The organism is Chitinophaga sp. 22308, from assembly GCF_052045305.1.
GTDB classification, from domain to species: Bacteria; Bacteroidota; Bacteroidia; order Chitinophagales; family Chitinophagaceae; genus Chitinophaga; species Chitinophaga varians_A.
Genome location: NZ_JBQEOP010000010.1, coordinates 162,762 through 175,341 on the forward strand (window position 1 = coordinate 162,762; position 12,580 = coordinate 175,341).

A 12,580-nucleotide genomic window follows, 5' to 3' on the forward strand; every position below is an offset into this window, starting at 1 on the left:
CTCAGAGTTTCAGCGCGGCAACGCCTTCTTTGGTCATCACTACCGGGCGGATGGTACCATCTGCATTAAATTCCATTTTATCGATGCAGGTTTCCCTTTCGTTGGCTCCTTTTTTGTCCAGCGGTCGGCGGTGGTACACGACAAACCACTGGTCGTGCCTGGCATTGTGAATCACTGAGTGATGCCCTGCGCCCCTGGCGATGGTTTCGTCCTGCTCCAGGATTTTACCGATGCGTTTAAAAGGCCCGACAGGACTGTCGGCGATGGCATAGGCCACACAATAGTCCGGGCCGGTCCAGCCACCTTCCGACCACATAAAGTAATACTTTCCGTTCTTCATAAACATCGTAGGTCCTTCCACGTATTTTTCGGGTGTTATCTCCCGGAAAACAGTACCATCAGCAAACGGTATGAAGCCCGTAAAATCGTCTTTCAGCCGGGCGATATTACAGTGCCCCCATCCGCCATAGATCAGGTAATAAGCTCCGTCTTTGTCCCGGAACACGTACTGGTCTATCGGTTGAGCGCCATGGAAGATACTGTCCACCAGCGGTTTGCCGAGATAATCACGGTAAGGGCCTTCCGGTTTGTCGGCTACGGCCACGCCTATACCGCCACGTTCACCATTATGCTGAATATCGTTGGCACCGAAGAAGAAAAAATACTGTTTCCCTTTTTGGACCACAGCGGGCGCCCACATTGCGCGTTTAGCCCATTTGACGGCGGCAGAGTCCAGGATATGCGGATGTTTTTTCCAGTGGACAAGGTCATCGGAAGAAAAAGCATCGAAAAACACCTGTTGTTCATACGGCGCGGAAAAAGTGGGGAATATCCAGTATTTTTTACCGAGCACCATGCCTTCGGGGTCGGCATACCATCCAGGTATGACCGGGTTGCCGGCGTGGCCCGGTAACTTCGTTTCCTGTGCGTGCAGCGTCAAAGCCAGTGTGGTGGCTGCCAACAGAGCAGCATATTTTTTCATCATACGATCAGATTTTCATCACCGCTAAAAATAATAAAGCAACTTTACTTATCCTGCAAAACTTTAACACATCCCCAACATCCGTCCATATACACCCCGCGCATATTTTAAATATTTTTACGCCTCAGAGTGGCCTTTAACATGAAAGCAGGAAAAAAAATCATCCGTGTGGTGCTGATATCGCTGGCTGCCTTGTTGCTGTTGACCGGCATCGCAGGTGGTATTCTGTACAGTCAGCAACAGCGCCTGACCCAACTGGCAGTTGACGAGCTGAATAAACAATTTGCAGGTGAACTGGTGCTGGAGAAAAGCAGCATCTCTCCTTTCAGCAATTTCCCCTATGTGTCCATTGCCTTACACCATGTTCGTTTTTATGCCAACAAACGCATGGACGGGAAACCTTTGTACGAAGTGGAAAGGCTGTATGCCGGTTTCAGTCTCCCAGACCTTCTGCGGGGGCGCTACCAGGTGCGTATCGTTGTAGTGGCTAACGGTAACGTACATATTGCCCGTGCCGCCAATGGCGAAGTAGACCTGATCAAGGCACATGCCTTTAAGTCCGACAGCGTGGCTACTGCCGTCGCCGACAGCGCAGAAGCACTGAGCCTCGACCTGAAAAGGGTCATCCTGAAAAATATCGATGTGACTTACCTGGACGCCGTGTCCGGCTGGAAAATGGTGTCCCATATTGATAAAATGAAAACCTCTTTTAAGATGGAGGGCGACAGTATGGCGCTGGAACTGGACAGTAAAATGCTGTTCGATTTCACAAGCCGCACCGACAGCACGTTGTTCCGCAACCGCAAAGTGTCGCTGGACCTGAAAGGCAACTACGACCTCCGTAAAAACCAGCTGTTCCTCTCGCCCAGTACCGTCAAACTGGAAAATGCCAGTCTCTCGCTGGCCGGCAACGCCGTGCTGGGCAAAGAAACATGGCTGGACCTACAGGTTAAAGGCGACCGGCCAGACCTTAACCTCCTCTTTGCGCTGGTGCCGAACGACATCGCCACGATGATGGAAAAATACCGCCGCGACGGCCGCATCTTTTTCGACGGCACCGTCAAAGGGAAACTCTCAAAAAACGAGCTTCCCGCTATCAGGGTCAATTTCGGCTGCGAAAATGTATGGTTCCAGAACAAAAACATCGACCGTAAGGTAGATTCACTGGGCTTCAAAGGGTACTATACCAACGGCGACGCCCATACGCTGAAAACTTCCGAGCTGCACCTTCTTGGCATCAATGCCAGGCCGGGACAGGGTGTTTTCAGAGGTAATTTCGTCATGAAAGACTTCACTGACCCGCAAATCGTGATGCAGGTATATTCCGAGCTGGACCTGAAGTTTGTGGGCGAGTTCCTGGGCATCAAAGACCTGGAACAGCTGCAGGGACAGATCGCATTGAACATGAACTTCAAGGAACTGGTAGACATCCATCTTCCTGAACAACAGCTGGCCAAACTGAAAGAAGGCGTCCAAAGCGAGCTGACCGTCAGCAACCTGGAATTCCGTATACCCAACTATCCCCTGCCCGTTCGCAAAATGAACCTGCACGCGCAACTGCGCAACGGCAGACTGGAACTCGATTCCATCGCTTTTCGTATAGGCAGCTCCGATATAAAGGCCAGTGGGTCTGTCAGCGACTTGCCTGCCATCTTCCACGCGCAACAGAAGCCCATCGCCATCACCTTCAGGGCGTCCGGGGATGCCATTCATCCCGGGGAACTGATGCTGGCAGATAGTACCCATAAAGTACTAAGGCAGGAAGTGATTTCCGGTTTCCATATCGGCCTGGCGCTGGAGACGTCAGTCAAAGAACTGCTGCATCCCAACCCCTTGCCCAGAGGAACTTTCCGGCTGACCAACCTCGGCGCGGCCTTCAAACAATATCCGCATGCGCTGCATGATTTCGGCGCAGACATCACCATCAACGATACCAGCCTGCTGATACGCAACTTCAGCGGTCATATCGACAGCAGCGGCTTTGCCTTTAAAGCCAGGCTCAATAACTACCCGCTTTGGTTCAACAAAATCAAAAAAGGCCGTACCGAACTGGCGTTCGACCTGAAGTCGGACCGTATCGCCGTCAACGATCTGATCGGCCCGCGCGGGCGCAAGTTCATCCCACAGGGCTATTGGTATGAAGAAGCAGGAAAACTCTGGTTAAGGGCCAGGCTCAACATGCGTTATGACACCGTCTTCAAACGGGTAGACGCCCATATCGCCAATATTTCCGGTACGCTCAAACAACATCCGATACAACTGGAAAATATCAAGGGGAGAATTCGTTATGGCGCCAACCGTTATCTCGTTATAGATACGCTCACCGGTAAAATAGGCACCACTGATTTTGATATGAACCTCAAGCTGTATGCCGGGCCTGACAGGCAGGGCAAAGAACGCAACAATTTCTTCAGCTTCAAATCACAATACCTGAATGTGGACGAGTTGATGAACTATGACTTCGCAGATCATACCGCACAGGCCAAAGCACCGCTCAAACCCTCTACCGTCCGGGAAAACGACAGTCTGCATGCCGCAGGCTTCAATATCTTCAAAATCCCCTTCAGTAATTTTGACGCGCAGGTCAGCATCGGAAAAATACGCTATCAACGGCTGTGGATGAAGGAAGTACTGGCCAATGTGCATATGCAGAAAGACCAGCGCGTGAAGGTAGACACCATTTCCGTACGGATGGCCGGCGGCCATATCGGGATGCGTGGCGTCCTTAATGCCTCCGACCCCGCCAAACTCTATTTCCGCAGTGGTATCCGGCTCGACAGTGTGGACATGACCAGGATGCTGCTGAAGTTTGACAACTTCGGGCAGGACATGGTGCTCAACAATAACCTGAAAGGCAGGCTCTCCGGACATATCAAAAGTCATGTGCGGCTGCATCCGGACATGACGCCCGTGTTAAGCGAAACTGCCGCCCAGATGGACGTAGAGATCCACAACGGCGTACTGATGGATTTCGGGCCAATGCAGGCCATGTCCTCCTATTTCAAGGACAAAAACCTGCGCATGGTGCGATTTGACACCCTGCGGAATAAACTGACCTTTAAAAACGGGACCCTGGAAATACCCAACATGAACATCAACTCTTCATTGGGATATATAGAAGTGGCGGGCAAACAATCGCTGGACCTGCAAATGAACTATTACCTCCGCGTGCCCATGCGGATGGTGACACAGGTGGGTTTTCAGGCCTTATTTGGCCGTAAGCGGGAGGAAGTGGACGCTGACCAGGTAGACGCCATCGAAAGCGTGGACAAAGGCAAAAAGGGCCGTTTTATGCATATCCATATTTCCGGCACACCGGACAAGTACCGTGTGGGTCTTGGCAAAGCCAGGAACATTTGATCATTTAGTCATTTAAATATTTAGGGGGCCGTTTATGATAAACAGCCCCCTAAATATTTAAATGACTAAATGATTAAATGGCCTAATATCCCGGGTTACGGGTCAGTTTAGGGTTCAGTGCCAGTTCAATTTCCGGGATCGGGAATATGCGGCGGAACACGTCATTGTCTTTCTGTTTAAAGCCCCATTGGCCTTCAAATTTACCGAAGCGGACCAGGTCATTTCTTCTCCATCCTTCCCAGGCAAATTCGCGGGCGCGTTCCACGAGCATGTCGTCGAGCGTAATACCGGCCACCGGTATGGTGCCGGCACGGCTGCGGATTTTATTTACCAGCACATCGGCCGTTTGCAGTTCCCCGTTCACCGTTGTAGGCGCAGCACCGCGAAGGATCGCTTCTGCCTTCATCATCAGCACATCAGAAAGGCGGAACACGGGCATATCGTTGTTCTGGAAGCGGGTGGACGTATTGATGTTTTTGTCGGGATAGAATTTGATAGAGCGAACTCCTTTGAGTTGTCCCAGCAGGTCGTTGCCCACGTCCAGTTTTCCCTCGCCGCCGGGTTTGAGTTTCATTTCCGGTGTGATGGTCACCCACCAGTCGATAGGCTGGTCAGGTCCCTGGGAGGAGGCATCGAGTGTTTTGGTGCTGGTACGGACGATATTTTTTGAACCGTCTTTATTGTATTGCCCACCGGCCAGCCAGGTGTTGTTGCGCACGTCGTTGGGCAGGTTGAAGAAAGCGTAGAAATCGGCGATGGTGCTGAGTGCCACGCTGGGGCCGAAAGCGTCCGGCAGGTCGAACTTCGCTTTCAGGAAAGGATGCAGGCCGAAACGGGTAAAGTGGCAACCGGGGATGAGATTGGCGTCATAGGGAATGGCGAAGATGGTTTCCCGGACCTGCGGACCGTTGTCCGGTTTGAAGATCGAGCTGTAATCGCCGTCCAGCGTGTAGGGCGCGTTGACGAGGATACTATCTGCCATGGCCACTGCGTCTGTGTAACGAGGCGTACCGGTATAGTATTCCGCGTTGAGGTACATTTTCTGCAGCAGGGCAAATGCCATCCATTTGGTAGCGCGGCCATAGGTAGAGCCGTCCACTTTGGTGGGCAGATCAGGCAGCGCGGATTTCAGCGAACTTTCGATGAAGGCGAAGACTTCCTTGCGTGGTTTGGTTTCCGGCAGGGAGGCTACCGGGTACGTATCTACGATGGGGACGTTGCCGAAGGAGTCCATCATAAAAAAGTAGAACAAAGAGCGCATGGCTTTCAGTTCAGCGGTAGCAGTATTTTTCTGCGGACCATCCGGCAGGCTTTTGACGAGGTTCATCGCGTTGTTGGCGATGTTGATGCCGCCGAAGCCCCATTGCCACGAGCTAATCACAAAAGGCAGGTTGCCGGTCCAGGTATGCAGGTGCAGGAAGCGGTATTTACCACCGTCGTCGTAGTTACCGTCACGGGCGGGGATGATGGCTTCGTCGGTGCTCAGTTCCTGCAGCATCCAGTAGTCCACGCCGTAGCTGAAACCGGTACCGTTCATGAAATAGGTGGCGTCGCCGGATTTGGAGTTGGCCAGCTGGGCATATACCGCGCCTACGGCCGCTGCGTAGGAAGCGTTGTTGGTGGGAAAGTTACCGGGTGTGTAACGGGATTCCACGTCCACATCCAGCTTGCGGCATCCGGACAGGGCCACGGCCGCTGCCAGGGTTATATTCAGTAATTTATGCAGTTTCATATTCATCAGTAGCTTAACGTTCATGATTAAAAAGTAGCGTTCACACCAAAAATGAAGGAACGGGTTTTCGGATAGTAGTTACGTACATCGATACCCGGTGTAAGGCCGCCGAGGTCAATTTCCGGATCAATACCCCTGTAGTTGGTAATGGTAAATACGTTGTTAACGTTACCGTATACACGAATGGACTGGATGTATTGGCTTTTCGTTTTGAAAGTATAACCCAGGGTGAGGTTGTCCATGCGGAGATAAGAACCATTTTCCAGGAACCGGTCAGAGATCAGGAAGGAATTTTTATCGTTGTAAGACTCTCCCAGCGTGAATTTGGAGATGTTGGTCATTTTAGCGTCGGTCGGTGTATTGATGGCTGCCAGCGTAGCGTTCAGGATTTTGTTGCCGGACACGCCACGGATGAAAATGGTCAGATCGAAACCTTTATAGAGGAAGGTATTGCTCCATCCGTAGGTTACTTTCGGTTGCGCGGAACCGGCCACCATCAGGTCAGCGGTGCTGGGCGAAGTGGTAACGGTGCCATCAGCTTTCTGATAGGTGGAGATACCATCTTTGTCTTTCCCGAGGTAGTGGAACAGCGTGAAAGTGCCGATAGGCTGACCTTCCAGCACTTTCTGGCTCCAGTTGCCTGACTGCCCTTTACCACCGAGGATAGCAGTGGGGATATCTTTCAGGGTAAACTGATCGTTGGCCAGCGAGCTGATTTTATTGGTATTATGTGAAGCGTTGACAGTTGTTCTCCAGGTGAAATTCTTTCCTCTGATCACATCTGCGTTCAGCACGATCTCCACGCCTTTGTTGCTCACTTTGCCTACGTTGGCCAGCAAGGTAGTGGCGATGTACTGCGTAGTGGACACCGGGTAGTTCCAGATGAGGTCGGAGGTTTGTTTATCGTAATAGTCGATAGCGCCGCTCAGTCTACCTTTCAGCAGAGTGAAGTCCACGCCCACGTTGAACATGGCGGTACGTTCCCATTTCAGGTCAGGGTTGGCGTTTTGTACCGGCGCGATGGCGTTGATCAGCTGACCGTTATCATAGTAACGGCCTACGGTGCTGTATTGCAGTTGCGCCGTGAGCGGATCGAAGCCGAGGGAGTTACCGGAGATGCCGTAGCTCACGCGGAGTTTCAGGTCATCCAGCGCGCGTACGGTTTTCAGGAACGATTCCTGGCTGATACGCCATCCCACTGATGCAGCGGGAAAATAGCCCCAGCGGTTGTTTTTACCGAAAGCGGAAGAGCCGTCATTACGCAGGGAGGCCTGTACGTAGTATTTATCTGCGTACTGGTAGTTGATCCTGCCGTAGTAGGAAATGAGGCGCAGCGTGGTGAGGGTGGTCTGTGCGGAGTTATCGAATACGACTGTGCCGGCAGGCGGATTGCTGAGGGCGAGGTTGTTCCAGGAGAGCGCATCGCTGCCGAAGCCCTGGGTGGTTACGCCGAAACCATCGCCGCTGCGGTCTTCCTGCCAGGAGTATCCTGCCAGTACTTTGAAGTTGTGTTTTCCGACGGTCTTATCGTAGTTGAAATAAGACTCGATGATATTACGGGTATTCGCCCAGGCGATACGATTGGCCTTACCGCCGTTGCCTTTGGCGAGTACGGAGAGGCTGTTGTAATATACGTTGCGGTTAAATTGTTCGCGCTGTGTGGTGAGGCTGGCGGTATAGGTAAGACCGGGCAGGATCTTCACTTCTGCCAGGCCGGTGGCCAGGAAGCGGGAAGATTTGGTCTGGTCTTTATTATTGGCGATGAGTGCCACCGGGTTGTTGCTGCCTCTGATGTTGCCGGCAAAATCTTCCGTGAAGCTGCCGTCAGGACGTGTAACCGCCACCGTAGGCAGGTAGTTGAGCATATTGTACAATACCGCGTCTGGCACATTGTCCTGTTTGGTGGAAGAATTGAACACAGAGAAATCGAGGCGCAAACGGTCGTTGAAGGCACGTTGACCAACATTGGCACGTATACTCATACGGTTTAGGGCAGAGCCTTTGATGATGCCCGGGTTGTCGAGGTAGTTCACGCTGAAACCATAGGTAGTGGCTTTAGAGCCACCCATAACAGACAGGTTATGGTTCTGTGAAACGCCGGTACGTTGTACTTCGTTCTGCCAGTCGGTATTGACCAGTTTCTGTGTGCCCGGAACAGTGTCGTTGTTGGCTGGTGCCAGCACCTGTCCGTTGTCCGCGAGGTATTTACGGAGTTCGTCGCCGGTAAGCACTTCGAGGCGTTTGGCTACTTTTTCGATGCCTACATATGCGTTGTAAGCGATGCGAAGCTGGTCTGTTTTAGGGCGGCGGGTGGTGACCATGATCACGCCGTTGGCCGCTCTGGCGCCATAGATGGCGGTAGAGGCACCATCTTTCAGTACGTCGATAGTGGCAATATCATCGGGCGCCACCAGGTCGATGGGGGCGCCAGGCACGCCATCGATCACATAAAAAGGCTCCTGCGCACCGGAGCGTAAGGTAGAGGGACCTCTCAGTATAACCGTTGGCGATTGGTTAGGATTCCCGCTTTTTGTGACGGTAAGACCGGGCACCTTTCCCTGCAGCAGCATCGAGGGGCTGCTGATCACGCCTTGTGTGAATTCACCGGCGCTGACAGAGGAGATGGAGCCTACCACATTTTTCTTGCTGGTTTTACCGTAACCGGTGATGACCACATCATTGAGTTGGCGAAGTTGCGGTGCTAATGAAATATGGATAGTGTGTTGTCCGCCGACTACCACATCTTTGCTGTCGTAGCCGAGAAAAGCGATGTGCAGCGTGGCATTGGAGCTGCTCACCTCCAGTTTGTACAGACCGTCAACGTCTGTTACAACACCTGTCTTGGTGCCGGCTTCAGATACGCTGACACCGGGAAGCGGTTGTTTTTTTTCATCTGTAATTTTACCCTGGACACTGAATTTTCCCTGGGCGTGCGCATCGTGTGACAAGAGGCAGATGCATATGACCATGCACGTAAAAGCACAGAAAACCTTTACGTAAAAATTCAGCAGCTGGCTACTGAAATAAAATTTGTTCATAAAAGTGCGCTTTAATTTAGCTAGTGTGAAAATGATGATTGATTACCGGGCGTATATGTATGCCCGTGAAGAAATTCAAATGACGTGCGTTTCAGTTGTCAATTCGTGGAATCGTACATCTGTAAGGCTTTTCGGTTGATAAAGATGTTGTGACAAATATGTTTTTTAATCGATTGCCCGAAGGATGATGTACATAAAGATCCACCATGCGAGTGCAAACTGACCGCAGTGACTTTCCTCATTGATAAGCAGGTTTGTAATAAAATTGATTTTGTAAAACTAGAACGTGGAAACAGGATTTAATAATGAAGCGTGTTACCAGATTATTAATAATTAAGAAAGAAAAACAAGGTCAACCTGGGTGATCATCTAACTGAAAAAGAAATAAAAAAAAGGTGTGCCCGATATGGACACACCTTTACAATTATTTTTTTGATTCCGCGCTTATGCTTTCTGCATCTGCATTCTGGCTTTGATTATCTCGCTCACGCGATACACCGTCCATATACTGACAAGGGTGAGTGCCGTCATCAGATAACCAACAATGTTATAATTTTCCAACGGACTGTATTTATCTTTCTGTACGACAATCATGCCTGCAATCGCAGCTGCAACTCCGCCTGCAATTTGTTGCAAGGAGGAATTGATACTCATGAAAGCGCCTCTGTCCTCCATTTGCGGCACAGCGCTGATGAGTGCATTACTTGGAATGCTACGTCCCAGGATACCGATCATCAGCAGGACGTTCCATGCCATAACGATCACAAAGGGCGTCTGACCAAGCCTTGTGTAGATGAGTGCTATGATGATCATCCAACCGGCACTCATGGCAAACAGTTTAAATTTATCAATACGGTCTGCCATTTTACCTACCAAAGGCAGTACCACCAGTGCCACTACGCCAGACACCATAAAGAGGACCGGCAGCTGTTCGTTGGTAAGGCCGAGGTTATTGACAGCGAAGGCACTACCGAAGGGCATCATCATGAAGCCACCCACAGACACCAGCGCGGTACCGGTATAACCGATCCTGTATTGTCTGTTGGCAAAAGTTTTCCATAAGTGCGCCAATGGAGATCTGTCTCTCTGTACCTTCAGGTGCTGATTCACTGGTTTTAGTTTCACCTGTATCAGCACCATTACGAGCAGGGCAAAACCTGCTACCAGCAGGAACGGCATCCACCATCCGTAACGGTTGGCGAAGAAAAGGCCGATGGGCACGCCCAGCACCTGGCTGGCGCCAAAGCCCATCATCAGGTATCCCATCACACGTCCGCGGTGATGAATATCGAACAGGTCAGTGATGATGGCCATGGAGATAGAAGCGATCACGCCACCGAAAAGCCCGGTAAAGATACGTGCCGCCACCAGTAAAGGGTACGTGTGCGCGAGGCCGCAGAAAATAGTTCCCAGGATAAAGCCGCTGTAGAAAAATGTGAGCAGCTTCTTGCGATCAAAGCGGTCGGCAAAGCCGGCCGTCAGCAGGCCGGAAGCCCCGGCGCTAAAGGCATAGGCGGAAACCGCCAGACCAAATTGCTTCGGATTGAGGTCCATGGATTTCATGAGCAGGTCACCCATTGGCGACATGATCATAAAGTCAAGGATGACGGTGAACTGTGTCAGCGCCAATATCAGCACGACAAATTTTTGATACCCGGTGAAGGGGACCTTAGTAGTATCTTTTTGCATGGTAGTTTAATAATTGAAAATAAGGGCTGGAGATTATGGTTTTAAAGCTTTTACAACGACCTCAAATGTTTGCCGGATCAATTCGTCCGTCAGTTTAAATGGTTTTTTAGCAATACTACGTCCCTGATAATGAAAGCGCAGCAGGGTGTACAGCGGCGCAAACGCTACCGACCACCAGGCTTCCGGCGGAAGCGGCACAAGTTCTTTTCTTTTTATAGCACCATCCACAAAACGCACCATACTTTGATAGAACATGGAACTGATAGCCTCTCCTACTTTTTCACTATAGCTGGACATGTGTATCTTTTCGATAAACGATGATGACAACGGATTCTTCATCAGGTAGTATGCCCTGTTTTGCCACTGTTGCCACAGGCCTGTTTCAAAAGACTGGTCCGGATCAAAGTCTTTCAAAATAGCGTCATACAACCGGGTGCCTTCCTCTATGGCCACCTGCGTTATCAGATCGTCCTTGTCTTTGTAATAGATATACAAAGTGGCGACAGAGATGCCACAGGCTTTTGCGAGACTGTTGACTGAAAAGTTTTCAATACCATTGGTCGCTACCATCTGCATCGTCATGTTTCTGACGAGTTCCATTTTTTCCGTGTTCCGGGTCCGCATGATTTTTCTACAAACGTTTGAGGATTCAAAAATAAGTGAATATTCGCTTACTTATGTTTTTTTGGTAAAGAATTTTTTTCGGGAGATAAGATGGCATTTTTCCGTCAGCGTACTTTCAGCCACTGCAGCAGGGCATTCAGCATTTGCGACTTGTAGTCGGTGGCATCCTGGGGGTTGGCCGTGTTCCGGAAAAAATGATCCACGGGGTACACTTTATAGGTGAGGTTTTTCTTACCGAGGCGCAGGAACTCGAGCGGCAGGTAATCGAGGCTGTAGATCGGGGAATTGGTATCGTGCATGCCTGCCACCACGAACAAGGGAATATTCAGCTGTGTGAACTGCTGCACCGGCGGCTCTGCGCCATAACTGGCCCAGCGCTGCCAGGTATTGCTCTCCCACTCCTGCCGGGTGTCCTGTGGGTTCTTATAGATATCTGCAAACAGTTGCAGCAACGAATCCACGCGCCGTTGGGCCGCTGCGTAGGAAATGTGGCCTTTTATCGCTTCCTGGCGGGCATCCACGATGAAGTCGTACAGCTGATTGAGGCCGCTGCCGAAGATGCTGGCGCAATGGGTCACCCTTTTATTGAGCACTGCCACTTTCGGGGCCACCTGCCCTCCTTCTGAATAACCGTACACCAACACGCGGGCAGGGTCTATCGGAAACTTCGCGCAAACGGCGTCGATCACGCGGGAAGCTGCCTGGGCGCGCCATTCGAGGCCTCCTTTATGACGGTAGATATAAGGCATGGGCAGCAGCCGGTCCACATCCTCCATGGTCACTGTGTCACGCTGTACCTGTATGGTATCGCAGAATGGTACGCCTGGTTTACTGATCATCACCACATGGAAGCGGTTGGCCAGTTTCAGCAGGTCGGCGTCGAAGGTGTTCATCACCTCCATCCGCCGCGGTTCCTTCACCAGCAGTGCCAGTGGCAGGTGCCCTGAGCCATCGAGGAGTAACAGCAGTGGTTTTTTAGTGTTAAGGCCTTCAGAAGAGATATAGTAACGGACATCCCCCAACGCTGCATCGTGCAGCGTATAAGCGTTCAGGTGATAATCCGCCGGGGTTACGGGTTGTGCGTACAAGCCGGTCGTCAGCCATAATAAAAGCAGACAACCGGCCCATCGGTATAAGCGAAACATCATACCCTTA

Annotated in this window: 7 protein-coding genes; 1 reads left to right on the forward strand and 6 read right to left on the reverse strand. The window is 51.1% G+C overall.

What is annotated here, in order from left to right:
- Nucleotide 1: 1 nt before the first annotated feature.
- Complete coding sequence (locus tag ACTJJS_RS31435; RefSeq protein WP_440667796.1) at nucleotides 2-985, reverse strand: glycoside hydrolase family 43 protein; 984 nt, start codon at nucleotides 983-985, stop codon at nucleotides 2-4.
- A gap of 138 nt (nucleotides 986-1,123) precedes the next feature.
- Between ACTJJS_RS31435 and ACTJJS_RS31440 the strand changes: the two genes are divergently transcribed.
- Complete coding sequence (locus ACTJJS_RS31440) at nucleotides 1,124-4,342, forward strand: AsmA family protein (protein ID WP_440667797.1); 3,219 nt, start codon at nucleotides 1,124-1,126, stop codon at nucleotides 4,340-4,342.
- A gap of 82 nt (nucleotides 4,343-4,424) precedes the next feature.
- Here the strand turns inward: ACTJJS_RS31440 and ACTJJS_RS31445 are convergent, their stop codons facing one another.
- The 5 genes from ACTJJS_RS31445 to ACTJJS_RS31465 form a co-directional block, all read right to left on the reverse strand.
- Entirely contained in the window at nucleotides 4,425-6,098 is a 1,674-nt protein-coding gene (locus ACTJJS_RS31445; protein WP_440667799.1) for a RagB/SusD family nutrient uptake outer membrane protein, read from the reverse strand.
- A gap of 2 nt (nucleotides 6,099-6,100) precedes the next feature.
- Nucleotides 6,101-9,112, reverse strand: a complete 3,012-nt coding sequence (locus ACTJJS_RS31450) for a SusC/RagA family TonB-linked outer membrane protein (protein WP_168874991.1) — start codon at nucleotides 9,110-9,112, stop codon at nucleotides 6,101-6,103.
- 444 nt (nucleotides 9,113-9,556) lie between these two features.
- Nucleotides 9,557-10,801 (reverse strand): MFS transporter, encoded by a 1,245-nt coding sequence (locus ACTJJS_RS31455; protein WP_168874990.1) that lies wholly within the window; start codon nucleotides 10,799-10,801, stop codon nucleotides 9,557-9,559.
- A 33-nt stretch (nucleotides 10,802-10,834) separates the two neighbouring features.
- Nucleotides 10,835-11,401, reverse strand: a complete 567-nt coding sequence (locus tag ACTJJS_RS31460) for a TetR/AcrR family transcriptional regulator (RefSeq protein WP_211092812.1) — start codon at nucleotides 11,399-11,401, stop codon at nucleotides 10,835-10,837.
- A 128-nt stretch (nucleotides 11,402-11,529) separates the two neighbouring features.
- Nucleotides 11,530-12,573: an alpha/beta hydrolase family protein gene (locus tag ACTJJS_RS31465; protein ID WP_440667801.1), complete on the reverse strand. Its 1,044-nt coding sequence runs from the start codon at nucleotides 12,571-12,573 to the stop codon at nucleotides 11,530-11,532.
- Nucleotides 12,574-12,580 lie beyond the last annotated feature (7 nt).

Excerpts from the sequence above, each read along its gene's own strand:
- ACTJJS_RS31435 (WP_440667796.1), bottom strand. The coding sequence starts at position 985 with ATGATGAAAAAATATGCTGCTCTGTTGGCAGCCACCACACTGGCTTTG.
- ACTJJS_RS31440 (WP_440667797.1), top strand. The coding sequence starts at position 1,124 with ATGAAAGCAGGAAAAAAAATCATCCGTGTGGTGCTGATATCGCTGGCT.
- ACTJJS_RS31445 (WP_440667799.1), bottom strand. The coding sequence starts at position 6,098 with ATGAACGTTAAGCTACTGATGAATATGAAACTGCATAAATTACTGAAT.
- ACTJJS_RS31450 (WP_168874991.1), bottom strand. The coding sequence starts at position 9,112 with ATGAACAAATTTTATTTCAGTAGCCAGCTGCTGAATTTTTACGTAAAG.
- ACTJJS_RS31455 (WP_168874990.1), bottom strand. The coding sequence starts at position 10,801 with ATGCAAAAAGATACTACTAAGGTCCCCTTCACCGGGTATCAAAAATTT.
- ACTJJS_RS31460 (WP_211092812.1), bottom strand. The coding sequence starts at position 11,401 with ATGGAACTCGTCAGAAACATGACGATGCAGATGGTAGCGACCAATGGT.
- ACTJJS_RS31465 (WP_440667801.1), bottom strand. The coding sequence starts at position 12,573 with ATGATGTTTCGCTTATACCGATGGGCCGGTTGTCTGCTTTTATTATGG.